This is a genomic window from Leptothrix discophora, from assembly GCF_030705305.1.
GTDB classification, from domain to species: Bacteria; Pseudomonadota; Gammaproteobacteria; order Burkholderiales; family Burkholderiaceae_C; genus Sphaerotilus; species Sphaerotilus discophorus.
This window is the reverse complement of record NZ_JAUZEE010000002.1, coordinates 506983-531467: the sequence shown is the minus strand read 5'-3', so window position 1 is coordinate 531467 and position 24485 is coordinate 506983. Positions and strand designations below refer to the sequence as shown.

22 protein-coding genes and 1 tRNA gene are annotated in these 24485 nt (G+C 69.2%); 5 read left to right on the top strand and 18 right to left on the bottom strand.

Annotated features, from left to right (window positions below):
* Positions 1-4 precede the first annotated feature (4 nt).
* The 8 genes from rseP to rpsB all read right to left on the bottom strand — a co-directional run bounded on the left by rseP (position 5) and on the right by rpsB (position 7626).
* On the bottom strand, positions 5-1555 hold the full coding sequence (rseP, locus tag Q8X39_RS05905) for an RIP metalloprotease RseP (RefSeq protein WP_305748707.1): 1551 nt from the start codon (positions 1553-1555) through the stop codon (positions 5-7).
* Positions 1556-1574: 19 nt separating this feature from the next.
* The gene (locus Q8X39_RS05900; protein WP_305748706.1) at positions 1575-2801 is read right to left on the bottom strand and encodes a 1-deoxy-D-xylulose-5-phosphate reductoisomerase; all 1227 of its coding nucleotides are present in this window, start codon (positions 2799-2801) and stop codon (positions 1575-1577) included.
* Entirely contained in the window at positions 2798-3634 is an 837-nt protein-coding gene (locus tag Q8X39_RS05895; RefSeq protein WP_305748705.1) for a phosphatidate cytidylyltransferase, read from the bottom strand. The genes Q8X39_RS05900 and Q8X39_RS05895 overlap by 4 nt, the downstream gene beginning before the upstream one ends.
* A gap of 11 nt (positions 3635-3645) precedes the next feature.
* Complete coding sequence (uppS, locus tag Q8X39_RS05890) at positions 3646-4410, bottom strand: polyprenyl diphosphate synthase (RefSeq protein ID WP_305748704.1); 765 nt, start codon at positions 4408-4410, stop codon at positions 3646-3648.
* Between the two features lie 25 nt (positions 4411-4435).
* On the bottom strand, positions 4436-4996 hold the full coding sequence (gene frr, locus Q8X39_RS05885) for a ribosome recycling factor (RefSeq protein WP_305748703.1): 561 nt from the start codon (positions 4994-4996) through the stop codon (positions 4436-4438).
* An 80-nt stretch (positions 4997-5076) separates the two neighbouring features.
* Positions 5077-5787 (bottom strand): UMP kinase, encoded by a 711-nt coding sequence (pyrH, locus tag Q8X39_RS05880; protein WP_305748702.1) that lies wholly within the window; start codon positions 5785-5787, stop codon positions 5077-5079.
* A 100-nt stretch (positions 5788-5887) separates the two neighbouring features.
* Positions 5888-6778 carry a translation elongation factor Ts gene (tsf, locus tag Q8X39_RS05875; protein ID WP_305748701.1) on the bottom strand — a complete coding sequence of 297 codons (891 nt, stop codon included), beginning with the start codon at positions 6776-6778 and terminating at the stop codon, positions 5888-5890.
* A 101-nt stretch (positions 6779-6879) separates the two neighbouring features.
* Positions 6880-7626: a 30S ribosomal protein S2 gene (rpsB, locus tag Q8X39_RS05870; protein ID WP_305748700.1), complete on the bottom strand. Its 747-nt coding sequence runs from the start codon at positions 7624-7626 to the stop codon at positions 6880-6882.
* A 266-nt stretch (positions 7627-7892) separates the two neighbouring features.
* Between rpsB and Q8X39_RS05865 the strand changes: the two genes are divergently transcribed.
* From Q8X39_RS05865 to Q8X39_RS05850, 4 genes are read left to right on the top strand one after another with little or no spacing between them, the layout of a single operon-like run.
* Positions 7893-9323, top strand: coding sequence for an amidase (locus Q8X39_RS05865; protein WP_305748699.1), 1431 nt, complete (start codon positions 7893-7895; stop codon positions 9321-9323).
* On the top strand, positions 9323-10624 hold the full coding sequence (locus Q8X39_RS05860; protein WP_305748698.1) for an FAD-dependent oxidoreductase: 1302 nt from the start codon (positions 9323-9325) through the stop codon (positions 10622-10624). Before Q8X39_RS05865 ends, Q8X39_RS05860 begins: the two co-directional genes overlap by 1 nt.
* Entirely contained in the window at positions 10621-11127 is a 507-nt protein-coding gene (locus Q8X39_RS05855) for a PIN domain-containing protein (RefSeq protein ID WP_305748697.1), read from the top strand. The genes Q8X39_RS05860 and Q8X39_RS05855 overlap by 4 nt, the downstream gene beginning before the upstream one ends.
* A 20-nt stretch (positions 11128-11147) precedes the next feature.
* Positions 11148-12821, top strand: coding sequence for an NAD(P)H-hydrate dehydratase (locus Q8X39_RS05850; RefSeq protein WP_305748696.1), 1674 nt, complete (start codon positions 11148-11150; stop codon positions 12819-12821).
* Between the two features lie 72 nt (positions 12822-12893).
* Here Q8X39_RS05850 and rnr read toward each other — a convergent pair whose 3' ends face one another.
* Entirely contained in the window at positions 12894-15248 is a 2355-nt protein-coding gene (gene rnr, locus Q8X39_RS05845; RefSeq protein ID WP_305748695.1) for a ribonuclease R, read from the bottom strand.
* Positions 15249-15386: 138 nt separating this feature from the next.
* Between rnr and Q8X39_RS05840 the strand changes: the two genes are divergently transcribed.
* A tRNA-Leu gene (locus Q8X39_RS05840) sits at positions 15387-15471 on the top strand.
* Between the two features lie 231 nt (positions 15472-15702).
* On the opposite strand, the gene Q8X39_RS05835 is transcribed toward Q8X39_RS05840, so the two are convergent.
* The 9 genes from Q8X39_RS05835 to der all read right to left on the bottom strand — a co-directional run bounded on the left by Q8X39_RS05835 (position 15703) and on the right by der (position 24468).
* Positions 15703-16224, bottom strand: a complete 522-nt coding sequence (locus Q8X39_RS05835) for a phosphoribosyltransferase (RefSeq protein ID WP_305748694.1) — start codon at positions 16222-16224, stop codon at positions 15703-15705.
* Between the two features lie 81 nt (positions 16225-16305).
* Entirely contained in the window at positions 16306-17643 is a 1338-nt protein-coding gene (locus tag Q8X39_RS05830; protein ID WP_305748693.1) for an adenylosuccinate synthase, read from the bottom strand.
* Positions 17644-17691: 48 nt separating this feature from the next.
* A complete protein-coding gene (locus tag Q8X39_RS05825; RefSeq protein ID WP_305748692.1) occupies positions 17692-18855 on the bottom strand; it encodes an ATP phosphoribosyltransferase regulatory subunit in 1164 nt (387 codons plus the stop codon).
* A gap of 108 nt (positions 18856-18963) precedes the next feature.
* Complete coding sequence (locus tag Q8X39_RS05820; protein ID WP_305748691.1) at positions 18964-19146, bottom strand: DUF2065 domain-containing protein; 183 nt, start codon at positions 19144-19146, stop codon at positions 18964-18966.
* Between the two features lie 43 nt (positions 19147-19189).
* Positions 19190-20083 (bottom strand): protease modulator HflC, encoded by an 894-nt coding sequence (gene hflC, locus Q8X39_RS05815; RefSeq protein WP_305748690.1) that lies wholly within the window; start codon positions 20081-20083, stop codon positions 19190-19192.
* Between the two features lie 26 nt (positions 20084-20109).
* Positions 20110-21381: an FtsH protease activity modulator HflK gene (gene hflK / locus Q8X39_RS05810; protein WP_407067966.1), complete on the bottom strand. Its 1272-nt coding sequence runs from the start codon at positions 21379-21381 to the stop codon at positions 20110-20112.
* Positions 21382-21426: 45 nt separating this feature from the next.
* Positions 21427-22680: a GTPase HflX gene (gene hflX / locus Q8X39_RS05805; RefSeq protein WP_305748689.1), complete on the bottom strand. Its 1254-nt coding sequence runs from the start codon at positions 22678-22680 to the stop codon at positions 21427-21429.
* Positions 22681-22769: 89 nt separating this feature from the next.
* Positions 22770-23009 (bottom strand): RNA chaperone Hfq, encoded by a 240-nt coding sequence (gene hfq / locus Q8X39_RS05800; protein ID WP_242615417.1) that lies wholly within the window; start codon positions 23007-23009, stop codon positions 22770-22772.
* 112 nt (positions 23010-23121) lie between these two features.
* The gene (gene der, locus Q8X39_RS05795; RefSeq protein ID WP_305748688.1) at positions 23122-24468 is read right to left on the bottom strand and encodes a ribosome biogenesis GTPase Der; all 1347 of its coding nucleotides are present in this window, start codon (positions 24466-24468) and stop codon (positions 23122-23124) included.
* Positions 24469-24485: the final 17 nt, after the last annotated feature.

The following is a 24485-nucleotide window of genomic DNA, read 5'->3' as shown; positions in this document are numbered from 1 at the left end:
CGGATCACATCTGCCCGAACAGCCGGGCGACGTCGTTGTAGAGCGCCAGCGACATCATCACCAGGATGATGAACAGGCCGCCGCGTTGGAGGCGTTCGATCCAGGCATCGGGGATCGGTCGCCCGAACACCGCCTCGACCGCATAGAACAGCAGGTGGCCACCGTCGAGCATCGGCAGCGGCAGCAGGTTGAGCACGCCCAGGCTGACGCTGACGACGGCCAGGAAGCCGAGGTAGTAGGCCAGGCCGAGCTGGACCGACTGGCCGGCGTATTCGGCGATGGTCAGCGGGCCGCTGAGGTTGCGCGGCGAGGCTTCGCCGGTGGCGATGCGAACAAGCATCTTCAGCGTCAACATCGCCATCTCGCCGGTGCGCTCGACGCCCCGCGTCAGGCCATCGACCGGACCAAGCCGCACCAGCGCCATCTTCACGCCCGAGCCGACCACCGCCTCGATGCGGCCGACGCGCTGGCCGCGGTCATCGACGATCGCCGGCGTCACGACGATCTCGAGCCGCTGCCCGGCCCGGTCGACATGCCAGAGCTGGCTGCCAGGCGGCAACTCGGCCGGCGCGGGTGCGGCCGCAGCCTGCAGCGGATCGGCGATCTCGGCGGCCGGTGCCAATTCGGTGATGGACGGCGCAGAAGCCGTGCCGAAGGCCGGCGAAGCGGCGGGACCTGAGGTCGACGCCGCGTGGACGGCCGTCGGGTTTGCCGCCGACGCGGCCGCCGACGTGGCCGGACGTGCATCCACGTCGCGCGCAGCGGCGCGGATCATGGCGCGCAGCGCGGCACCGTCGGTCACCGGATGGCCGTCGACGCTGAGGACCCGGTCGCCGGTGCGCAGTCCGGCCCGCTCGGCCGCCCCGCCGGCGACGATGTCACCCAGCACCGGTTCGGACAGCGGCCCGGGCAGGCCGATGCGGCGCATCAGGCCGGGGTCGGCATCGGTCACGCCCAGCGCGGCCAGGCCGATGTGCAGCTCGGCGTCGCTGCCATCGCTGCGGCGCACCTGCAGCACGACGTCGCGGCCGTCCAGCGCGGCGCGCGTCAGCTGCCAGCGCAGCTCGGTGAAGGACAGCACCGGCCGGCCGGCGCTGCCGACGTCGCCCAGGCGCAGCACCTGGTCTCCGGCCATCACGCCAGCCTGTTCTGCGGGCGATCCGGCCACCGGCGTCCCCAGCAGCGGCAGCGGCTCGTCGGTGCCGACCCAGTGGGCGGCGGCATACAGCAGCACCGCCAGCACGAGGTTGGCCAGCGGTCCGGCCACGACGATGAAGGCACGCTGCCGCAGCGGCTTGAGGTTGAAGGCGCGGTGCCGCTCCTCGGGCGCGACCGGCGCCTCGCGCTCGTCGAGCATGCGCACGTAGCCACCCAGCGGCAGCAGTCCGACGACCCATTCGGTCTCGCCGCGCAGGCGTCGCCAGATCGGCCGGCCGAAGCCGATCGAGAAGCGCAGCACCTTGACGTTGCAGGCCCGGGCGGCTCGGTAGTGGCCCCATTCGTGCACGGCGATCAGCACCGCCAGCGTCAACAGGAAGGACAGCAAGGTGTTCATGCGCGCTCGGTGGAGGACATCAGGCCGACAGCTCGGCCAGGCACTGGCGGGCCAGCGCGCGGGCTTCCTGGTCAAGCGCCAGCAGGCCCTCGACCGAGGCAGCCGCGGTTTCGGGCACCGCCAGGCGCGCCAGCACGTCGGCGTTCAGCGTGGCGATGCGGTCGTAGCGCAGTCGACCGCCGAGGAAGGCCTCGACCGCCACCTCGTTGGCGGCGTTCAGGACCGCCGTGCTGCCCTCGCGGGCGCGCAGCGCCTGCCAGGCCAGCGGCAGCGCCGGGTAGCGGTGCGCGTCGGCGGTCTCGAAGGTCAGCGGCTTGAGGCCGAGGAAGTCCAGCCGTGCCGCGCCGGACTCGATGCGCGCCGGCCAGCTCAGGCCATAGGCGATCGGCACGCGCATGTCGGGCGTGCCCAACTGTGCCAGCACCGAGTTGTCGCGGCAGACGACCATCGAATGGATGATGCTCTGCGGATGCAGCACGACGCGGACCTGCTCGGGCTGCAGGTCGAACAGCCAGCGTGCCTCGATCACCTCGAGTGCCTTGTTCATCATCGTGGCCGAATCGACCGAGATCTTGCGGCCCATGACCCAGTTCGGATGCGCGCAGGCCTGGTCGGGCGTGACGCTGTGCAGCGTGGCCGGATCGCGGTCGCGGAACGGCCCGCCCGAGGCGGTCAGCACGATGTGGTCGATGCGCGAGGCCCAGGCCGAACGGTCCTCCGGCAGGCACTGGAAGATCGCCGAATGCTCGCTGTCGATCGGCAGCAGCATCGCGCCGCCGGACTTCACCGCACCCATGAAGAGTGCGCCGCCCAGCACGATCGCCTCCTTGTTGGCCAGCATCAGCCGCTTGCCGGCGCGTGCGGCGGCCAGGCAGGGCGGCAGGCCGGCCGCGCCGACGATGGCCGCCATGACCGCATCGGTGCCCGGGTCGGCGGCGACCTGCTCCAGCGCGGCGGCGCCGTGCAGCACCTCGGTCGCGAGACCGGCCGCGCGCAGGCGTGCCTGCAGGTCGGTGGCCTGCTCGGGCCGTGCCACCACGGCCTGGCGCGGACGCCAGGCGAGGCACTGCGCGGCCAACGCGTCGATGCGGCTGTGCGCGGTCAGCGTGGTGACCTCGTAGGCATCGGGATGGCGGGCCAGCACGTCCAGCGTGCTGGTGCCGATCGAGCCGGTCGAACCGAGGATGCACACCCGCAGCCGGCCGGAGGCCGGGGTCGGGCGGTTCGGGGTGGCAGCAGCGTTCATGTCGTCAACAGGGCGAGGGCCAGCGGGCAGACCGGCAGCAGGGCATCGATGCGGTCGAGCACGCCGCCATGACCGGGCAGCAGCGCGCTGCTGTCCTTGGCGCCGGCACTGCGCTTGACCATCGACTCGAACAGGTCGCCGACCACGCTCAGCGAGGCCAGGAACAGACAGGCCACGACCAGCCCGGGCCAGCCGGCCCGCAGCAGGAGCGCGGTGTAGAGGCTGGTGCCGGCGTCCGGATGGGCGGCATCCCAGGCGATCCAGCCCAGCGCCAGCAGCAGCACGCCGGCCATGCCGGTGTAGACGCCCGCCCAGCTCTTGCCCGGGCTGATCGCGGGCGCGAGCTTGCGCTTGCCCCAAGCCCGGCCGCCAAAGTAGGCGGCGATGTCGGCCATCCAGACCAGGCAGAACAGCGACAGCAGGAAGTTCAGCCCGCGCAGCCGCGCCTCGGCGATCGCCAGCCAGGCCAGCCACAGCAAGGCCAGGCCCAGCAGCAGGCGCGCGGCCGACGGCACCTTGGGCCAGCCGGTGACGCCCTGGGACAGCGCCCAGGCACCGCCCATGACCCACAGCAGCAAGGCGACCTGCCAGAGGCGGGCCGGCGCGTGGCCGACCCAGCCCTGCGCCAGCGCAAGGCCGCAGCCGGCGGCAACGACCGCCGCCAGGCCCAGCGCGCCGGCGCCCGGCAGCTGGTTGAGGCGGGACCACTCCCAGCCAGCCGCGGCGATCATCACCAGGGTCAGCAGCTGGAAGGGCCAGGGGCTGGCCGCCAGCAGGGCCGGCAGCAGCACGGCAAGCAGGACCAGGGCCGTGATGACGCGCGTTCTGAGCATGGTCCGCAGCCTCAGGTTTCGGGGGCGAAGCTGACGGGCGTGCCGTCGGCCTTGACGTCCTTCTTGACCCGGCCATATCGACGGTCGCGGGCGGCGTAGTCTGCCAGGGCCGCGTCGAGCGCAAGCTCGTCGAAGTCGGGCCAGAGGCAGTCGGTGAAGTACAGCTCGGCGTAGGCCGCCTGCCAGAGCAGGAAATTCGAGATCCGGACCTCGCCGCCGGTGCGGATGAACAGGTCCAGCTCCGGCGCATCGGCGAGCGACAGGCGCTGCGCGATGGCCGCCTCGTCGATCGCCTCGGGCGCGACCCCGTCACGCACCAGGGCCTGGCAAGCCTGCACCATGTCCCAACGACCGCCGTAGTTGAAGGCGACGTTGACGGTGATGGCGCGGTTGCCAGCGGTCAGCGCCTCGGCGTGGTCCCAGGCCTCGCGGACCTTGGCGGCCACCCGGGCACGGTCGCCGATGATGCGGATGCGCACACCGTCGTTGGCCATGCGCGTGAGGTACTTCGAGACGGCGACGAGCACGAGGTTCATCAGCCCCGAAACCTCTTCCTGCGGCCGCTTCCAGTTCTCTGACGAGAAGGCGAAGACCGTGAGGTGCTCGATGCCGCGCTCGCGGCACGCATGGATGACGCGCACCAGCGCGTCGACGCCGAACTTGTGGCCGATGACCCGGGGCATGAGCCGGCGGTTGGCCCAGCGGCCGTTGCCATCCATGACGATGGCGAGGTGGCGCGGCACGCGCGCGGCAGCGCCGGTGGGGGAGGAGCTCATCGGACCGCAGGCGAGAGGACGGCCGTCAGACGGCCATGATCTCGGCTTCCTTGCCCTGCACGAGCTTGTCGATCTCGGCGACGGTGCGGTCGGTCAGCTTCTGGACCTCGTCGACCGAACGGCGCTCGTCGTCCTCGGTGATGAGCTTGTCCTTGAGCAGCTTCTTGGCATGCTCGTTGGCATCGCGACGCAGGTTGCGCACCGCCACCTTGGCGTCCTCGCCGGCATGGCGCACGACCTTGGTCAGCTCCTTGCGGCGCTCTTCGGTCAGCGCAGGCATCGGCACGCGGATCAGGTCGCCCATGGTCGACGGATTCAGGCCCAGGTCGGACTCGCGGATGGCCTTCTCGATCTTCTGGCCCATGCCCTTTTCCCAGGGCTGGACGCTGATGGTGCGCGCGTCGATCAGCGACACGTTGGCCACCTGGCTGATCGGCAGCATCGAGCCGTAGTACTCGACCTGCACCTGGTCAAGGATGCCGGGGTGGGCACGGCCGGTGCGGATCTTCTGGAGTTCGTTCTTGAAGGACTCGATGGACTTGGCCATCTTGGCTTCAGCGGTCTTCTTGATGTCGGCGATGCTCATCGTGGGGCTCCTCGGGAGACGCTCTGCTCAGGCGTCGGGGCAGGCGGGCGCGGTACTCGGGCGGCCGCTCGGTCGCTGGCTCAGACGTGGACCAGCGTGCCCTCGTCCTCGCCCATCACCACGCGCTTGAGCGCGCCCGGCTTGAAGATCGAGAACACCTTGATGGGCAGCTTCTGGTCGCGACACAGCGCGAACGCGGTGGCGTCGAGCACCTGCAGGTTCTGGGTGATGGCCTCGTCGAAGGTCAACGAGGGGTAGCGCGTGGCGCTCGGGTCCTTCTTCGGATCGGCGGTGTAGACGCCGTCGACCTTGGTGGCCTTCAGCATGATCTGGGCGCCCATCTCGGCGCCGCGCAGTGCGGCGGCGGTGTCGGTCGTGAAGAAGGGGTTGCCGGTTCCGCCGGCGAACACCACGACCTTGCCTTCTTCGAGGTACTGCAGCGCCTTGGGCCGCACGTAGGGCTCGACCACCTGGTCGATGCTGATGGCCGACATCACGCGGGCGGTCATGCCTTCCTGGCGCATCGTGTCGGCCAGCGCCAGCGCGTTCATCACGGTGGCGAGCATGCCCATGTAGTCGGCCGTCGCGCGGTCCATGCCGACCGAGCCGCCAGCGACGCCGCGGAAGATGTTGCCCCCGCCGATGACCACCGCGACCTCGCAGCCGAGCTGAGTGATTTCCTGGACTTCACGGACCATCCGGACGATGGTCGCGCGGTTGATGCCATAGGCATCGTCGCCCATCAGGGCCTCTCCGGAAAGTTTCAGCAGGATGCGCTTGTAGGCCGGCATGCAGGATCCTCGGGGGTGGCAAAAACAGCGTTCGAGTGTAGGCCAAGGCGTCACCGCCCCGGCCTGGGGACCGGCCCGTCGGGACCGGTCCGGGACCGTCTTACTGGCCCTTGGCGGCGGCGACCTGGGCGGCCACTTCGGCCGCGAAGTCGTCCTGCTTCTTCTCGATGCCTTCACCCACGATGAACATCGTGAACGAGGCCACCGAGGTGCCCGCAGCCTTGAGCATCTGCTCGACGGTCTGCTTGTCGTTCTTCACGAAGGGCTGGTTGAACAGCGAGACCTCCTTGAGGTACTTCTGCACCGAACCTTCGATCATCTTGGCGGCGATCTCGGCCGGCTTGCCCGACTCGGCAGCCTTGGCCGTGGCGACCGAGCGCTCCTTCTCGATCAGGTCGGCGGGCACGTCGGCCTGGGCCAGCGCGACCGGCTTCATGGCCGCGACGTGCATCGCCACGTCCTTGGCTGCCGCGCCGTCGCCGGTGTACTCGACCACCACGCCGATGCGCACGCCGTGCAGGTAGTGGGCCAGCTGGCCACCGCCCGCGTAGCGCTTGAAGCGGCGGATCGACATGTTCTCGCCGATCTTGCCGATCAGGCCCTTGCGCACGTCCTCGACCGTCGGGCCGAAGTCCTCCATGGCCAGCGGCAGGGCCGACAGCGCGGCCACGTCGGCCGGGTTGTGGTCGGCGACCAGCTGGGCGACCGATTGCACGAAGCTCAGGAAGGTGTCGTTCTTCGAGACGAAGTCGGTCTCGCAGTTGACCTCGACCAGCGCGCCGACGTCGCCGTTGACTGCTGCGGCGATGACGCCTTCGGCCGTCACGCGGCTGGCGGCCTTGCTGGCCTTGTTGCCGAGCTTGACCCGCAGGATCTCCTCGGCCTTGTCCATGTTGCCCTCGGCCTCGGTCAGTGCCTTCTTGCACTCCATCATCGGGGCGTCGGTCTTGGCGCGCAGTTCGGCGACCATGCTGGCGGTGATTGCAGCCATCGTTCAACTCCTGTCACGTTGCGGCCGCAACCGTTGCGACCGTCAAGAAATCTCGAAAAAAAGGGGCTGTAGCAGCCCCTTGCTCACCGGTCCCGAAGGACTCAGGCGGCGTCGTTGACCTCGACGAACTCGTCGCCGTTGGAGGCCACGGCCTCGATCACTTCATTGACCGAGTTCGCCTTGCCTTCGAGCACGGCGTCTGCCATCACGCGGGCATACAGCGCCACGGCCTTGGCCGAGTCGTCGTTGCCGGGGATGACGTAGTCGATGCCTTCGGGCGAGTGGTTGGTGTCGACCACGCCGATGACCGGAATGCCCAGCTTGCGGGCTTCGGCGACGGCGATCTTGTGGTAGCCAACGTCGATGACGAACAGCGCGTCAGGCAGCGCGTTCATCGCGGCGATGCCGCCGATGTCCTTCTGCAGCTTGTCGATCTCGCGCTGGAACATCAGCGCTTCCTTCTTGATCGACGGCTGGGTGCCGGCCTCGACCATGGCCTGCATCTCGTTGAGCTTCTTCAGCGAACCCTTGACGGTCTTGAAGTTGGTCAGCATGCCGCCGAGCCAGCGCTGGTCGACATAGGGCATGCCGGCGCGAGCCGCTTCCATGGCGACGACATCACGCGCCTGGCGCTTGGTGCCGACGAACAGGATGTTGCCGCGGCGCGAAGCCAGCTGGCGGGCGAACTTGGTGGCCTCGTGGAAGAGCGGAACCGTCTTCTCGAGGTTGATGATGTGGATCTTGTTGCGGTGGCCGAAGATGAACGGGGCCATCTTGGGGTTCCAGAAGCGCGTCTGGTGTCCGAAATGGACGCCCGCTTCCAGCATGTCACGCATGGTGAAGGACATGGTTGCTCCAAAGGTTGGATCTAGAATCCGGCTCGAATTGCACGCAGTGACAAGAGAAACACGCGGCACACACGACAAGGATTTCTCCGCCGTCGCTGCCCGCATCCTCTGCAGTCGCAACACCTTCAGTTCGCTTCGCTGGCCTATCCAGTTCAGCTGCCGGACTCGCGTTTGAGACACAAGTCGTCTTGACGCTGCACCTGCCGACCCGGTCATCACGACCCAGTCGAAGGTGTTCACGAAAAAACCCAAAGAGTATAGCAGCCGTGAAGAGCCGTCCCGAGCCCGATCCACTGCAGGCGCCCTGCCCGCCCGGTCCAGCCCCTGCTTCCCCCGATCTGGTCGACGCCCGCACCGAGGTGCTGGCGCGGCGCGTCACCGCGGTCGACCACCTCGACGCATCGATGCGCCGCGCGCAAGCGCCCGAGGCCGCCCTCGCCCACGTGCTGCTCGACCTTGACGAGGCCCGCGCCGCCGCTCGGCGGGCCGACGAACGCATCGTCCACGGCGCCGATCCCGGCGCACTGGCCGGTCTGGCCGTCAGCATCAAGGACCTGTTCGACGTCCATGGCCAGGTGACCAGTGCCGGTTCGACCTGGCTGAACGAGGGACGCCCAGCCTCATTCGACGCACCCGCCGTGGCCCGCCTGCGTGCGGCCGGGGCGGCCTTGATCGGCCGCACGCAGATGACCGAGTTCGCGTTCTCGGGCGTGGGCATCAACCCCCACACCGGCACACCGGCCAACGTGGCGCTGGCACGGCTCGGGCTGGCCGGCCGCGTGCCGGGCGGATCGACCTCCGGCGGCGCCGTGTCGGTCGCCAGTGGCGCGAGCTGGGCGGCCCTGGGCAGCGACACCGGCGGCTCGTTGCGCATCCCCGCCGCGCTGCATGGCCTGGTCGGATACAAGTGCAGCCAGACGCTCGTGCCCCTGGCCGGGAGCGTGCCGCTGTCTGCGAGCCTCGACACCGTCGGCGCCATCACCCGAAGCGTGCGCGATGCCATCGTGCTGCACGAGGTCCTGGCCGATCGCCGCGTCGCGCTGGCTGGCCGGCCGGTGCGCGGCCTGCGGCTGGGCTGGACCCGGCGCCTGTTCCTCGATGCGATCGAGCCGTCGATCGGCGCGGCCTGGCAATGCAGCCTCGACGCGCTGTCCTCGGCAGGCGCCGAGCTGGTGGAACTTGACCTGGACACGCTCGCCGATCTGCCGCGCCTGACCGAACGCGGCGGCATCACGGCCGCCGAGGCCTGGGCCTGGCACGCGCCGCACCTGAACGTCCATGCCGCCGACTACGACCCGCGCGTGCTGTCGCGCATCCTGCGCGGGCAGGCGATCGACGCCGCGACGCTGGCGGCCTTGCGCGACCTGCGGTCTGACTGGATCGCCCGGCTGCGCGCCCAGATCGCCGATGTCGACGTGATGCTGGCGCCGACCCACGCCCGCCCTGCGCCGTCGATCGCCGAGATGGTGGTCGACGACGACGACGCCTTCTTCGACCTGAACGCCGCGCTGCTGCGCAACCCCGCCGTGATCAACCTGTTCGACGGCTGCGCGCTCAGCCTGCCTGCCCCCGTTCCCGCCGATGCCGCGCCGGTCGGCCTGATGCTGTGGGCCGGACATGGCGACGACGATGTCCTGCTCGATGCCGCGCTCGCGGTCGAGGCCACCCTGCGCGACGCGGTCGCCCGGAGCGCCTGATGCGCATCGCGGTGATCGGCGCCGGCGTGGCCGGCATGGCGAGCGCGTGCGAGCTTGTCGAGATGGGCCACGAGGTCGTCGTCTACGACCGCCACGACGGCGTTGCCGAGGCGTCCAGCTTCGCCCACGCCAACCTGCTGACGCCGGGCCTGGTGTCGCCGGCCGCTGCCCCGGGCCTGCGGCGCTGGCTCTGGCGTGGCCTGCGCCACCACTCGGCGGCGCTGCGCTGGCATCCGATGCAGTCACCGGCCGCCTACCGATGGCTGTGGCGCTGGTGGCGCGCCAGCCGTCGCGGCCATGGCGACGACGTGCGCGCGATGACCGAACTGGCCCTGCTCAGCATGCGCCGGCTCGACCGCATCAGCCGCGACTTCGCCATCGACTACGAGCGCAGCCCCGGCGTGCTCGTGCTGCTGCGCCACGCCAGCGAGCTGGCACCGACCCATCGCCATGCACAGATGCTGCGCGAGCTGGGCTGGTCGGCGCGCGAGCTGAGTCCACAGGAATGCCGCGAGATCGAGCCGCACCTCGGTCCGAGCGACATCGCCGGCGGCCTGCTGCTGCCGCTGGACGCGGTGGGCAACTGCCGGCTGTGGATCCAGCGCCTGCGCGACGGCCTGGTGCGCCGGCATGGCGTGCCGTTGCGGCTGGGCAGCGAGGTCCGCGCGATCCGGCCGGCTGGCGACGGCCACGGCGTCGAGCTGACGCTGGCCAGCCGCCCGGCCGGTCGCATGCGGCTGGCCGGAGAGCCCAGCCCGATGGCCGAAAGCGTCGTCCGCCACGATGCCGTCGTGCTGTGCGGCGGTGCCGACACCGGCCTGCTGCAGGGCGTGGGCGTGCGCATCCCGCTGATGCCGGTCTGGGGCCAGTCGCTGACCTTGCGGCTGCGGCCCGACAGCCTGGCGCTGCAATCCGGCGTGATCGACGCGCGCGACGGCATCACGCTGACCCGCCTGGGCGAACGCCTGCGCGTGACCGGCGGCTACACCCTGGGCGATCGCGGCGCGGCCGGCTCGGACGAGGCGTTGCGACCGCTCTACGGCGCGCTCGACCGCTGGTTCGGCCATGCCACCGACCGCCGCTCGCCGCAGATCTGGCAAGGCGCACGGCCGATGCTGCCGGACGGTCCGCCCATCGTCGGGCCGGCGCCGATGCCCGGGGTCTGGCTCAACGTCGGCCACGGCGCGCACGGCTGGACCCTGGCCTGCGGCAGCGCCCGGCTGCTGGCCGAGCAGATCTCCGAGGGCGAGCCCTCGATCGACACGGTGCCCTTCGCGCTGTCGCGCTGGCAGGTCCGATGAACACGGCGACGTCGCCCGTCGCGCCGGTGCCGGTCGTGATCGACACCAACGTCGTGCTGGACTGGCTGGTCTTCCGCAGCGACGACACGCTCGCCCTGGGCGCGGCCGTCATGTCCGGCCGCCTCGCCTGGCTGGCGACCGAGGCGATGCGCGAGGAGTCCATCGAGGTGCTCGACCGCCTGCGCACCCATGCCCACCTGCAGCGCTGGGACGAGCGTCGTGCGGGCGCGCTCGAGGCCGTCGCGCGCTGGATGCAGCCGGTCGAGTCACCGCCGCCGCTGCCCTGGCCGATGCGCTTGCGCAGCGTCGATCCGGATGACCAGGTCTTCATCGACCTGGCGCTGCACCGGCGCATCCCCTGGCTGCTGAGCCGCGACCGGGCGCTGCTCAAGCTCGCCAAGCGCGCCCGCCCGCACGGCGTGCAGGTGGTCACGCCGGCGCAGTGGAACGTCGCCTGGCCGGCGTCCCTGCAGCCTGCCTTGCCGACGCCCTTGCCAGGCTGATCCCTCGCTAGCATCGGCGCATGCCCCAGCCTGCGTTCACGCCCGATGCCGCGCCGCGACGGCTGCTGCCCCCGACGGACGACACGACGTCCATCGACCTGCATGACGCGGCCCATGCCGCCGCGCTCGAACGCGCGCTCGCCGCCACGCTGCCTCCGCATCGACTGATGCAGACGGCCGGCCTGGCGGTGGCCCGGCTGGCGCGGGCGCTGGCGCCGCATGCCCACCGCGTGATCGTGCTGGCCGGCCCGGGCAACAACGGCGGCGATGGCTTCGAGGCGGCGGCCAGGCTGCGGGCAAGCCATCCATCCCTGGACCTGGCGCTGTTCTGGCTGGGCCGGGGCGCCGCGCAGCCGGCCGATGCGCATGCCGCGCGGCTGCGGGCCGAGGCGGCCGGTGTCGCGATCGCGCCGATCGACACGGCCAGCACCGCGACCACGCTCGACGCGCTCTGCGCCACGCTGGCCGAAGCCGACGCCGACACGATCGTCATCGACGCCCTGCTCGGCCGCGGCCTGAACCGGCCGGCCGACGGCGATCTGGCACGGCTGATCGAGGCACTCGCCGCCGGCGCGGCCCGCGTGCTGGCCGTCGACCTGCCGTCCGGCCTGAATGGCGACACCGGCACCTGGCCCGAGCGCCGCGAAGGACGCAGGGCGCCAATCGTGCGTGCCGATGCCACGCTGGCGCTGCTGAGTCCGTCGCCCGGCCTGTTCACCGGCGACGGGCGCGACGCGGTCGGGGAACTGTGGTGGCATGACCTCGACACGGCGTCGCTCGCGCAGGTCGCGAACGTGCCGGCGCAGGCCCGCCTGGAGCGGGGCGAGGCCCTGTCGACGCTGCTGCAGCCGCGTCCGCACCGTCAGCACAAGGGCAGCGTCGGCGACCTCTGGGTGGTCGGTGGCGATGCCGCGATGCAGGGCGCGGCCTGGCTCGCGGCCCGGGCCGCCCTGCATCTGGGTGCCGGCCGTGTCCACGTTGACCGTCTGGACGCCGCCGGACTCTGCCTTGACCCCGGGCAGCCCGAGCTGATGGTGGGCCGCCGCGCCGACCCGGCGGAACTGGCACGCAGCACGGTGGTGGCCGGATGTGGTGGCGGTCCGGCCATCGCCGCGCGCCTGGGCGAACTGCTGTCGGCCAGTGCGCGGCTGGTGCTCGATGCCGATGCGCTGAACGCCGTCTCCACCGATGCCGTCCTGCAGGCCGGCCTGCTGGCGCGCGCCCACCAGGGCCTGCCCAGCGTGCTGACGCCGCATCCACTCGAAGCCGCACGGCTGCTCGGCTGCACGATCGCCGAGGTCCAGCGTGACCGTCTGGCCGCGACGCGCGCGCTCGCCAGCCGCTACCGCTGCACGGCGCTGCTCAAGGGTTCCGGGACGATCGTCTGCGGACCTCAGGATGACGCGGTGCCCTCGATCAACGGCAGTGGCAACGCCGCCCTGGCGACGCCCGGCAGCGGCGACGTGCTGGCCGGTGCGCTGGGCGCCTTGTGGAGCCGCGCGGCCGCCGCGTCATGCGATGCCGACAGGATCGACGCCAACAGGTGCGCAACGCTGGCAACCCGCGCGGCGGTCGACCTGCACGGCCGGGTGGCCCAGTCGATGAGCCTGTCGGGCGAGGCCTTGCCAGCCTCCTGGCTGGCAAGCGGACTGGGCGACGCGCTCAGGCGGCGCGGCCCGGGTCACCTCGGCTGATCACGCGGCCGATCACGCGACTGACCACGCGGCTGATCAGGCGGCGGCTCCCGCGCCCGATCGGCCGATCGCTCAGCTGCGCGATCGACGCGGCTTGGCGCTGCGCGTGACCGCGCTGCCATCGCCGGCGGCCGCGCTGGCGCCCTTGCCCGCTGCGGTCGCCTTGCCCTTGCCGGCCTTGGACGCCTTGGCCGGTCGGGCCTTGCGGGTCGCGCTGCCGGCGGCCTTGCGCGCGGCCTTGCGGACCTCGCGATCGGTCTCCTGCACGCTGGCCAGTTCGTCCTGCGCGCTGCCCGCCTTGGGAGCACCACCGGTCTTGGGCGTGCGCTCGCGCGGGCTGCGCTGCGACGCACCGGGCGCCGTCGCACCGCCTTCGCGGACCAGCCGGAAGTCGATCTTGCGGCCGTCCAGGTCGACCCGGCTGACCTGCACGCGGATGCGGCCACCGACGGCATAGCGCACGCCGGTGCGTTCGCCGCGCAGTTCCTGTCGCACCTCGTCAAAACGGTAGTACTCGCCACCCAGTTCGGTGATGTGCACCAGGCCCTCGACGTACAGGTCGTTGAGCTGCACGAACAGGCCGAAGCTGGTGACCGCGCTGATCGTGCCGGCGTATTCCTCGCCGAGGCGGTCGCGCATGAACTTGCACTTGAGCCAGGCCTCGACGTCACGCGAGGCCTCGTCGGCGCGGCGCTCGTTGGCGCTGCAATGGATGCCGGCGGCTTCCCAGTTGCCTTGTGCCTGCGACAACTTCGCCGCACCGCCCTTGGCGGGCTTGAGGTGCGCATGCGACTCCTGCTCGCGCGCGGCCTTGGCGTTCTTGGCCGCCTGGGCCAGGCCGCGCCGGTCGCTGCCCGTGTTGGGCGGGCGCGGCAGGTCGATCGTGTACTTCTTGCCGCCCAGGATGGCCTTGATCACGCGATGCACCAGCAGGTCCGGGTAGCGCCGGATCGGGCTGGTGAAGTGCGTGTAGGCCTCGTAGGCGAGTCCGAAGTGGCCGCTGTTGGTGGGGGTGTAGATGGCCTGCTGCATCGCGCGCAACAGCATCTGGTGGATCTGCGCCGCATCGGGCCGGTCGCGCGTCTGCTGCGCGATGGTCTGCAACTCGGAAGGCTTCGGGTCCTCGCTCAGCACGAAGCCCAGACCCATCGAGCGCAGGTAGTTCTGCAGCGTCTGGCGCTTCTCCGGCGTCGGGCCTTCATGGACCCGGAAGAGGCTCGGGTGCTTGGCGCCGTGGATGAAGTCGGCGGCGCAGACGTTGGCCGCCAGCATCGCTTCCTCGATCAGGCGGTGCGCCTCGGTGCGCGTTCTCGGCACGATCTTCTCGATGCGGCCGTTGTCGTCGCAGACGATCTGGGTCTCGGTGGTCTCGAAGTCGACCGCACCGCGCGTCGCCCGCTGCTTGAGCAAGGCCCGATAGACCTCGTGCAGGTTGATCAGGTCGTTGACCCGCGCCGCGCGCTTGCGGGCCTCGGGTCCGCGCGTGTTGGCGAGGATCGCGGCCACCTCGTTGTAGGTGAAGCGCGCGTGCGACAGGATCACCGCCGGGTAGAACTGGTAGGCCTGCACCTCGCCGATCGGGTCGACCAGCATGTCGCAGACCATGGACAGGCGTTCCTCGTCCGGGTTCAGCGAACACAGGCCGTTGGACAGCTTCTCCGGCAGCATCGGGATGACCCGGCGCGGGAAGTAGACCGAGGTGGCGCGCTCGAAGGCGTCGCCGTCGAGGGCCTCGCCCGGCTTGACGTAGTGGCTCACGTCGGCGATCGCCACCAGCAGACGCCAGCCCTTGGCGCGTCCGACCTTGGCGGGCTCGCAATAGACGGCGTCGTCGAAGTCGCGGGCGTCCTCACCGTCGATCGTCACCAGCGGCACGTCGCGCAGGTCGACGCGGCCCTTGAGGTCGACAGCCCGCAGGCGGTCGGGCAGCTTGGCGGTCTGCGCCAGCGTCTCGGTCGAGAAGCGATGCGGCACCTCGTACTTGCGCACCGCGATCTCGATCTCCATCCCGGGATCGTCGATGTCACCGAGCACCTCGGTGATCCGGCCCACCGGCTGCGAATACAGCGACGGCGGCTCGGTCAACTCGATCGCGACGACCTGGCCAGCCTCGGCCTTGGCGGTCGCGTTCTTCGGAATCAGGATGTCCTGGCCGTAGCGCTTGTCTTCCGGCGCCACGATCCACGCGCCGCCCTCGAGCAGCAGCCGGCCAATGATCGGTGCGCGCTTGCGCTCGATGATCTCCAGCACGCGGCCCTCTGGCCGCCCCTTGCGGTCCAGGCGGATCACCCGGACCTTGACGCGGTCACGGTGCAGCACCGCCCGCATCTCCTGCGGTGCCAGATAAATGTCTGGCTCCCCGTCTTCCCGGATCACGAACCCGTGTCCATCGCGGTGCCCCTGCACCGTGCCCTCGATCTCACTCATGAGTGTGGCGTTCAAACAATACCTCTTGCTTTTCGAATTCGATGGATGCTACACTTTCTTTCTCGGTTGATCACTGCAACACAGCAGCAATCAACGAAAGAAAGACAGAAGAAAAAGAACAAGAAAACGACAGGTCAAGCCCAGGTGGCGGAATTGGTAGACGCACTAGTTTCAGGTACTAGCGGGTAACTCCGTGGAGGTTCGAGTCCTCTCCTGGGCACCATCATCAAACGGCCGACAGCCACAAGCTGTCGGCCGTTTTGTTTTGCGGACGGCAAGATCGAAGCGCTGAATGAGCATGACGAGATCGTTGCGCATGTCGGTCGATCCGGCAAGTTATGCGAGGCTCCCTTGGGACTCCCTTGGAACACATGCCCAGCGTATCGCTGGCCCGCTCAAGACAAACGCCCGGGCGTGCCGGGCGTTTTCATCTCCTGATCCGGCCATTCTTCGATCAGACCGACAGCTTGCGCGCCAGTCCGTCAGGCCGCAGGCCGTCGTATTCCTCGAAGGGCTGGTGGATCCATGGACTCGTCGGCAGCATCTCGACGTAGTAGTCGGGCACGTAGCTCGACACGCCCTTGACCCACAGCACGGCCGATTTCAGCTCGCGGATCGCCGGCATGCCACGCAGCCGCTCGACCACCGCCTGCAACGTCACGCCCGAATCGGCCAGGTCATCGACCAGCAAGACGCGACCAGCCAGTTCGCCCTTGGGCATGGTGATGTACTTGGCCATGTCCAGACGACCCTGGATCGTGCCGGCTTCGGCTCGGTAGGAGCTTGTCGACATGATCGCCAGCGGCTTGTCGAACACGCGCGACAGCACGTCGCCCGGCCGCATGCCACCACGCGCAAGGCACAGGATCTGGTCGAACTCCCAGCCCGAGTTGTGCACCTTGAGCGCCAGGCGCTCGGTGAGCAGGTGGTACTCGTCCCAGGACACATACAGGTGCTTGCCATCGTCGGTGAGCATCGGTCTTTACCTCGTCAGCGGAGTTCTTCGGGAGACATGCCGGTCCGGTCGCATGGGACCACGGCCGGCACGGGGTGCGGCTCAGGCCTTGTACGGATGACGCAGCAGGATGGTGTGGTCGCGGTCCGGACCGGTCGAGACCATGTCGATCGGCGCACCGATGAAGGCCTGCACCCGCTCGAGGTAGCGGCGCGCGTTCAGCGGCAGCTTGTCCCAGCTCGTCACGCCGGCGGTCGTGTCGTTCCAGCCCGGGAAGGTCTCGTAGATCGGCTCAGCGGCGACGATGTCGTCGGCGTCCAGCGGCAGGATGTCGATGGTTTCGCCGCGCAGCTTGTAGCCGATGCCCATCTTGATCTCCGCCAGGCCGTCGAGCACGTCGAGCTTGGTGATGCACAGGCCCGAGATGCCGTTGATCAGGATCGAACGCTTCAGCGCCGCCGCATCCAGCCAGCCACAGCGGCGGGCACGCCCGGTCACGGTGCCGCGCTCCTGACCAACCGTCGACAGGTGGTGGCCGACGCTGCCGGCATCGTCGATGGACAGTTCGGTCGGGAAGGGGCCGCTGCCCACGCGGGTGGTGTAGGCCTTGGTGATGCCCAGGATGTAGTGCAGCTTGTCCGGACCGACGCCAGAGCCCGCTGCGGCGTTGCCCGCCACGCAGTTGCTCGAGGTCACATAGGGATAGGTGCCGTGGTCGATGTCGAGCAGCGTGCCCTGCGCGCCCTCGAACAGCACGCTGCCGCCGCCGACGTTGGTCGCGTGGATGCGCACGCCGACATCGGCCAGCATGGGCTTGATCTGCTCGGCCAGCTTCATCGCCTGGTCGTAGATCGGCTGGAACGCCAGCGTGTTGCCCTTCAGGAAGCCGGACAGCGCGTGGTTGTGCAGTTCCAGCAGGTCCTTGAGCTTGCTGGCGAAGCGCTCCGGATGCTTGAGGTCCTGGGCCCGCAGCGCACGGCGTGCGACCTTGTCCTCGTAGGCCGGGCCGATGCCCTTGCCGGTCGTGCCGATCTTGCCAGCGCCGCTGGACTCGCGCAGCGCCTCGCGGGCCCGGTCGACCTCGACGTGGAAGGGCAGGATCAGCGGGCAGGACTCGCTGATGTACAGGCGCGAACGCACGTTCAGGCCGGCCGCTTCGAGACGCTCAATCTCGAGCATCAGGTGGGCCGGGTCGACCACCACGCCGTTGCCGATGTAGCAGGCCACGCCCTCGCGCATGATCCCCGACGGGATCAGCTGCAGCGCCGTCTTCTTGCCGTTGATCACCAGCGTGTGGCCGGCGTTGTGGCCGCCCTGGAAGCGCACCACGGCGGCGGCATGGTCGGTCAGCCAGTCGACGACCTTGCCCTTGCCCTCGTCACCCCATTGGGTGCCGACCACGACAACGTTGCGGCCCGACGCGGCACTGCGTGTATCCATCTCTAACATCCGATCGAAAGGGGAATCTTCGGTGAGGCCGGCACGCGTTCAGCGGGCCCGCACGCACCACCGGCCTTGTTCGGCGACCAGCTCGCGGTCGCAGTCGAATTCATCGGCCTCGTGTTCATGGCCCGGCAGCACGCACACCACCGTCTCGCCATCTCGGCGCAGACGGCGCACGGCGGCGCGCAGGTCGGGGTCTTCGCTCCAGGGCGCGCGGATCGCGGCGCGACGGCCATCGAAACCGACGCCACCCACCACCGCCTTCAGGTCCAGGCTGAAGCCCACCGCGGGACGCTTGCGGCCGAACACCGCGCCCACGTCGTCGTAGCGGCCGCCTCGGGCCAGCGCATCGGTGCAGCCGCGTCCGTAGACGGCGAAGCGGGCACCGCTGTAGTAGCTCTGGCCAGACATGTCGCCCAGGTCAAAACCCAGCGACAGCTCGGGTTGCAGCGCGTGCAAGTGACGCGCCAACCATTCCAGGTCGTCCAGCGCGGCACGCACCAGTGGCACGTCGGGCAGGCGGGTGCGGGCCTGGGCCAGCAGGTCGGCGCCACCGTAGAGCTCGACCAGTGACAGAAGACCGTTGCGCACAGTCACCGGCAGCGCGTCGCCCAGTTCCTCGATGGCGGTGCGATCCTTGGCGGCCATGGCGGATTCGACCGCCGCGCGGGTCTCGGCCGAGACCTCGCCACAGGACAGCACACCGCGCAGCAGGCGGGCGTCCGACAGGTCCAGCAGCAGCCCGCCGATGCCAGCACGACCGAGGCAGTCGAGCGCCAGCTCGATGATCTCCAGATCGGCCTCCAGGCCGGCATGACCGTAGGTCTCGGCACCGAACTGCAGCGGTTCCCGGCTGCCATGCAGGCCGCTCGGGCGGGTGTGCAGCACCGGGCCGCAGTAGCACAGACGGGTCAGTCCGACGCGATTGAGCAGGTGGGCATCGATGCGGGCGACCTGTGGCGTGGTGTCGGCGCGCACACCCAGGGTGCGGCCGCTGAGCTGGTCGACCAGCTTGAAGGTCTTGAGGTCGAGCGCATGCCCGGTGCCCGACAAGAGCGACTCGATGTGTTCGAGCAGCGGCGGCATGACCAGCTCATGGCCATGGGCTCGCGCCGCATCGAGCATGAGGCGGCGCAGTTCTTCGATGCGGCGCGCTTCATGCGGCAGGACATCGGCAATGTGCTCGGGCAGCAGCCAAGCTGAGGACATGGCGTTTCGTGGACTCAAAACGACGGATTCTAGCGGCCGGCACCTTGCTGCCGGCCGACACCGGCGCGGGGAATGGAGGGAAGCGCGAGCCCCGCGGAGGCGCCCGGCTCAGGTGACGGCCAAGAGCAACAGGCCGATCAGGATGCTGCAGAGTCCGAAGAAACGGATCTGGCCGTCCTGGAGCTTGAGGACCTGTTCGAAGACCTGGCGCCAGCGCTGCGGGCTGAGGAAGGGCAGCAGCCCCTCGAAGACCAGCATCAGCGCCAGCGCTGCCAGCAGCGTCTCGCTCATGGCAGGGCCCGGCACATCATCGACCGCCCGGTGGGCCGGCCGATCACTTTCGCGCCGCCGCCGGTGCACCGCCCGGCGAACCACGCATGGCCTTGAAGAATTCGCTGCCCGGGTCGACCACGATCACGTCGCTCTTGCTGCGGAAGCTGGAGCGATAGGCCTCGAGGCTGCGATAGAACTGCGCGAACTGCGGATCGCGCCCGAAGGAATCGGCATACAGGGCCGACGCCTTGGCATCGCCCTCGCCCTTGAGCTTCTGGGCGTCGCGGTAGGCCTCGGCGAGGATCACCTCGCGCTGCTTGTCGGCATCGGCGCGGATCTTCTCGCCCTCTGCTGAGCCCTGCGAACGCAGTTCGTTGGCGACGCGCTTGCGCTCGGACTCCATGCGGCGGTAGACCGACTCGGTCACGGTCGAGGCGAAGTCCACGCGCTTGATGCGCACGTCGACGATCTCGATGCCGAAGTTCTTGGCGTCATCGGCCATGCGTGCCATCACGTCCTGCATGACCTTCTCGCGCTCGCCCGACAGCATCGAGCGCACGCTGCGCTTGGTCACTTCCTCGTTGAACGCGGCCTGCACGATGGGCGTCAGGCGTGCCTCGGCATTGCGCAGGTCGATGCCGGTGTTGCGGATGAACTGGCGCGGTTCGACGATGCGCCACTTGACCAGCCAGTCGATCACCAGGCTCTGCTTCTCGGCCGTGAAGATCGGTCGGGTCTCCGGGCTGTCCAGCGTCTGGGTGCGGCGGTCGATCAGGATGACGTTCTGCAGCGGCGGTGGCAGCTTGAACTTCAGGCCCGGTTCGGCGATGACTTCCTTGATCTCGCCGAGCGAATAGACGACTGCGACAAAGCGCTGGTCGACCACGAAGAGCGTCGACATGGCGGTCATCAGGACCAGCAGCACGCCAACGACGATGAGTCCGATTCGATTCATGGATACGGATCCTTGTGGGCTCGGGCTCAGCGGCCGTCGCGGCTGCGCTGGCCGTCACGGGAACGCACGTCGGTGACCGGCGCGGGCGCGGTCTCGACGGTCGGCGGCACCGGTGCATTGAGCGTCGGCGCGCTGCTGGCCGGCGCGGTCTGCTGGACCAGCTTGTCCAGCGGCAGGTACAGCAGGTTGCCGTTGCTGCGCGAATCGACCATCACCTTGGTCACGTTGGCGTACACCTGGGCCATCGTGTCGATGTAGAGGCGGTCGCGGGTCACGGCCGGCGCCTTCTGGTACTCGGTCAGGACCGATCGGAAGCGTTCGGCATCGCCCTCGGCCTGCGCAATCACGCGGGCGCGGTAGCCCTGGGCTTCCTCGTTCAGGCGGGCGGCGGCACCGCGCGCCTTGGGCAGGATGTCGTTGGCGTAGGCCTGGCCCTCGTTCTTCAGGCGCTCCCGGTCGGCGCCAGCCTTGAAGGCATCATCGAAGGCGGCCTGGACCTGCTCGGGCGCCTGCACGCTCTGCACGTTGGCGTTGACCACCAGGATGCCGGCCTTGAGGCGGTCGAGCTGGGCCTGGATCGACTTGACGAGGTCGACCGCGATGGCGTCGCGCTGCTCGTACAGCACCGAGTCCATGTTGCTGCGGCCGACGATCTCGCGCACGGCCGATTCGGCGGCCTGCTGCACGGCCTCCTCGACGTTGCGGTTCTCGAACAGGAAGTCCTTGACCTCCTTGAGGCGCCACTGGACCGTGAACCGGATGTCGACGATGTTCTCGTCCTGCGTCAGCATCGACGAGTCACGCAGACCGGTTGCCTGAACGACGTTGTTGCGGCCGACCTCGGTCGAGCGGGTCTGGGTAACCGAGACCGTCTCGTGAGCCTGGAAGGGATAGGGCCAGCGGAACTGGATGCCGGCGTCGACCGTGCGAGCGTAGCGGCCGAAGGTCAGGACCACCGCCTGCTGGCCTTCCTGCACGATGAAGAAGCCGCTGCCGAGCCACAGCAGGGCGACGATGCCGGCGATCAGGCCACCACCGATGCCCAGCATGCGGGCGTCCGACGGGTCACCGCCGCCACCGCCTGCGCCCCCGCCGCGGTTGCCAGGGTTGCGACCTCCGAACAGGCCGCCGAGCTTCTGGTTGAAGTCGCGCCAGAGCTCGTCGAGATCAGGCGGGCCGTCGTTGCGACCGTTGGCCATCAGGCCGACGCCGGCGAGGTTCAGCGCGCGGCGGCCGGCGCCTGCCAGCAGGGCGCGGGCGGCAGCGGCCGTCCGGGCCAGCCGGGTTCCCAGGCTCATGGAAAGGGGCATGGATGTCATGGGCTGAATGCTAATGGCTGGCGATCAGGCAGCGCGTGGGCGGGAACGATGTTCGACATCGTTTGCATCCTCGGGCTCGCGTTCCGCGAGGTCCTCGGGCGCAGCTTCGAGCGGCACTTCATCTGGAGGTTCCATCGCCTCGTCGATCCGGGTAAAGCGGACATCCGCCGGGCCCGCATCGCGCGGGTTGTCGGCGTCGATCGAGGCCTGCGCGATGGCTGCACGCAGGTCGGCAAGACCCACGCCGGCGGCAGCGCTGATGAACAGTCGCGGCACGACGCGGCCGGGCTCCAGTTCGTAGTGATCGGCGGTGTGGCGCGGTCGCGCCTCTTCATCGATCAGGTCGAGCTTGTTGAAGACCAGCAGTTGCGGCAGGTCGTCCGCACCGATCTCGCGCAGCACGCGCTGGACTTCCTGCACCTGCTCCAGCCAGGTCGGGCTGGCACCGTCGACGACATGCAGCAGCAGGTCAGCCTCGGCGGCTTCCTGCAACGTAGCCTGAAAGGCTTCGACCAGTCCGTGAGGCAGGTCGCGGATGAAGCCGACCGTGTCGGACAGCGAGACGCTGCGCTGCGCCGCTTCGAGGTACATCTGCCGCGTGGTCGTGTCGAGCGTCGCGAACAGCTGGTCGGCCGCATAGGTACGGGCCTTGACCAGCGCGTTGAACAGCGTGCTCTTGCCGGCGTTGGTGTAGCCCACCAGCGAGACCCGGAAGGTGCCATGGCGCTCGCGCGAGCGGCGCTGCGTGTTGCGCTGGCGCTTGACCTTGGCCAGGCGCTCCTTCACGGACTTGATGCGCGCATCGATCATGCGGCGGTCCAGCTCGATCTGGGTCTCGCCCGGTCCCCCGCGCAGGCCGAAGCCGCCGCGCTGGCGCTCAAGGTGGGACCAGCGTCGAACCAGTCGCGTGGCGAGGTATTGCAGCCGGGCCAGCTCGACCTGTAGCTTGCCCTCGTGGCTGCGGGCACGTGCAGCGAAGATCTCGAGGATGAGGCCGGTGCGATCGAGCACCTCGACGCCGATGTGGCGCTCCAGGTTGCGTTGCTGCGCCGGGCCCAGGGCCTGGTCGAAGATCACGCAGTGAGCCTGGTGCAGCACGACGAGTTCCTTGATCTCGTCGGCCTTGCCGCTGCCCACGTAGAGCGCGGCATCGATCGCCTTGCGGCGCGAGATCAGCCGAGCCACCGGCTCGTCACCGGCCGATTCGGCCAGCAGCGCCAATTCATCGAGGGTCGGGTCGAAGGAGGAACCGGTACCCAGGTCGACGCCAACGAGCACAGCCCGAGGACATGCGACAACTTCCGTGTCGGTCAAGATGATCGAAGAATCTGGGAGTGGAGGGTACCGGTCGGGGGCAGCTGGATGGCTCAGGCTTCCGGGGTGTCGTTCGGGTGGAAGTTCACCGGACGCCCCGGCACGACGGTGGAGATCGCGTGCTTGTAGACCATCTGGGTGACCGTGTTGCGCAGCAGGACCACGTATTGATCGAAGGACTCGATGTGGCCTTGAAGCTTGATGCCATTGACGAGGTAGATCGACACCGGCACATGCTCCTTGCGCAGCAGGTTCAGGAAGGGATCCTGCAGGAGTTGCCCTTTGTTGCTCACGATATTCTCCGTGTTGAAAAGTTCGGAAGACTGGACCATAACACAGGGTTTCCGCCCATCGCGGGCCCCGGCCATCGCCCGGTCACAGAGACATGGCAGGCCTTTTCAGGCCTCAGCGTTCTTCGTCTGCAAAGGGGTTGTGCGAGCTTCGCATCTCGATGCGCAGGGGCGTGCCGACCAGCTTGAAGTGCTCGCGGATGCGGCCTTCGAGGTAGCGCTTGTAGACGTCCGTGACGTGCTCGACCGCATTGCCGTGGACCACCACGATCGGGGGGTTCTGGCCGCCCTGGTGCGCATATCGCAGTTTGGGGCGAAAGGCGCCCGCGCGTTTGGGCTGCTGGTAGGACACCGCATCCTGCAGCAGGCGCGTCAGCTGCGGCGTCGGCATCTTGCGCGTGGCCGAGGCCCACGACGCATCGATCGCCTGCCACAGCGGGCCCAGGCCCTGGCGACGCTTGGCGGAGATGTGCACGATCGGCGCGAACTTCAGGAAGGACAGGCGCGACTCGATCGAGCGCTCGAGCATCTCGCGCTGGTAGCTGTCGATCGCATCCCACTTGTTGACCGCGATGACCACCGCGCGACCTGACTCGAGGATGTAGCCGGCGATGTGCGCGTCCTGGTCGGACACGCCCTCGAGCGCATCGATCAGCAGCAGCACGACGTTGGCATCGCCGATGGCCTGCAGCGTCTTGACCACCGAGAACTTCTCGATCGCCTCGAACACCTTGCCCTTGCGACGCAGGCCGGCCGTGTCGATGATCTCGTAGCGCTTGCCGTCGCGCTCGAAGGGCACGGTGATGGCGTCGCGCGTCGTGCCCGGCAGGTCGAAGGCGACCAGCCGTTCCTCGCCCAGCCAGGTGTTGATCAGCGTGGACTTGCCGACGTTGGGACGGCCACAGACCGCCAGCCGGACCGGCCGGTCCTCGTCGGACGTGGCGTCATCGTCGTCCTCGTCATCGGGCGAGATGAAGTCCTCGAGCGCGGCCTCGATCAGGCTGCGGATGCCCTGGCCGTGGGCCGAGGAGATCGGGTGCGGATCGCCGATGCCCAGCTCGTAGAACTCGGCCAGCAACGGCGATTCCTGCATGCCCTCGGCCTTGTTGGCCGCCAGCAGCACGCGCTTGTTGGCACCGCGCAGGTAGCGCGCGATGTCGTGGTCCTGGGCCGACAGGCCGGCCCGCACGTCGACCACGAAGATCACCGCGTCGGCCTCGGCGACGGCCTGGCGGGTCTGCTTGGCCATCTCCTTGAAGATGCCCGCCGTCGATTCCGGCTCGAAGCCGCCGGTGTCGATGACGATGAATTCCTGCCGGCCGACCTTGCCGTCGCCGTAGTGGCGGTCGCGGGTCAGGCCGGCGTAGTCGGCCACGATCGCGTCGCGGCTGCCGGTGAGTCGGTTGAACAGGGTGGACTTGCCGACGTTGGGTCGTCCGACGAGGGCAATGACCGGTTTCATGGTGTTCTCTCTCGCAA

What these genes read in the sequence shown, in the direction of transcription:
- rseP (WP_305748707.1), bottom strand. Translation starts at nt 1,555, where the DNA reads ATGAACACCTTGCTGTCCTTCCTGTTGACGCTGGCGGTGCTGATCGCC.
- Q8X39_RS05900 (WP_305748706.1), bottom strand. Translation starts at nt 2,801, where the DNA reads ATGAACGCTGCTGCCACCCCGAACCGCCCGACCCCGGCCTCCGGCCGG.
- Q8X39_RS05895 (WP_305748705.1), bottom strand. Translation starts at nt 3,634, where the DNA reads ATGCTCAGAACGCGCGTCATCACGGCCCTGGTCCTGCTTGCCGTGCTG.
- uppS (WP_305748704.1), bottom strand. Translation starts at nt 4,410, where the DNA reads ATGAGCTCCTCCCCCACCGGCGCTGCCGCGCGCGTGCCGCGCCACCTC.
- frr (WP_305748703.1), bottom strand. Translation starts at nt 4,996, where the DNA reads ATGAGCATCGCCGACATCAAGAAGACCGCTGAAGCCAAGATGGCCAAG.
- pyrH (WP_305748702.1), bottom strand. Translation starts at nt 5,787, where the DNA reads ATGCCGGCCTACAAGCGCATCCTGCTGAAACTTTCCGGAGAGGCCCTG.
- tsf (WP_305748701.1), bottom strand. Translation starts at nt 6,778, where the DNA reads ATGGCTGCAATCACCGCCAGCATGGTCGCCGAACTGCGCGCCAAGACC.
- rpsB (WP_305748700.1), bottom strand. Translation starts at nt 7,626, where the DNA reads ATGTCCTTCACCATGCGTGACATGCTGGAAGCGGGCGTCCATTTCGGA.
- Q8X39_RS05860 (WP_305748698.1), top strand. Translation starts at nt 9,323, where the DNA reads ATGCGCATCGCGGTGATCGGCGCCGGCGTGGCCGGCATGGCGAGCGCG.
- Q8X39_RS05855 (WP_305748697.1), top strand. Translation starts at nt 10,621, where the DNA reads ATGAACACGGCGACGTCGCCCGTCGCGCCGGTGCCGGTCGTGATCGAC.
- Q8X39_RS05850 (WP_305748696.1), top strand. Translation starts at nt 11,148, where the DNA reads ATGCCCCAGCCTGCGTTCACGCCCGATGCCGCGCCGCGACGGCTGCTG.
- rnr (WP_305748695.1), bottom strand. Translation starts at nt 15,248, where the DNA reads ATGAGTGAGATCGAGGGCACGGTGCAGGGGCACCGCGATGGACACGGG.
- Q8X39_RS05835 (WP_305748694.1), bottom strand. Translation starts at nt 16,224, where the DNA reads ATGCTCACCGACGATGGCAAGCACCTGTATGTGTCCTGGGACGAGTAC.
- Q8X39_RS05830 (WP_305748693.1), bottom strand. Translation starts at nt 17,643, where the DNA reads ATGGATACACGCAGTGCCGCGTCGGGCCGCAACGTTGTCGTGGTCGGC.
- Q8X39_RS05825 (WP_305748692.1), bottom strand. Translation starts at nt 18,855, where the DNA reads ATGTCCTCAGCTTGGCTGCTGCCCGAGCACATTGCCGATGTCCTGCCG.
- Q8X39_RS05820 (WP_305748691.1), bottom strand. Translation starts at nt 19,146, where the DNA reads ATGAGCGAGACGCTGCTGGCAGCGCTGGCGCTGATGCTGGTCTTCGAG.
- hflC (WP_305748690.1), bottom strand. Translation starts at nt 20,083, where the DNA reads ATGAATCGAATCGGACTCATCGTCGTTGGCGTGCTGCTGGTCCTGATG.
- hflK (WP_407067966.1), bottom strand. Translation starts at nt 21,381, where the DNA reads ATGAGCCTGGGAACCCGGCTGGCCCGGACGGCCGCTGCCGCCCGCGCC.
- der (WP_305748688.1), bottom strand. Translation starts at nt 24,468, where the DNA reads ATGAAACCGGTCATTGCCCTCGTCGGACGACCCAACGTCGGCAAGTCC.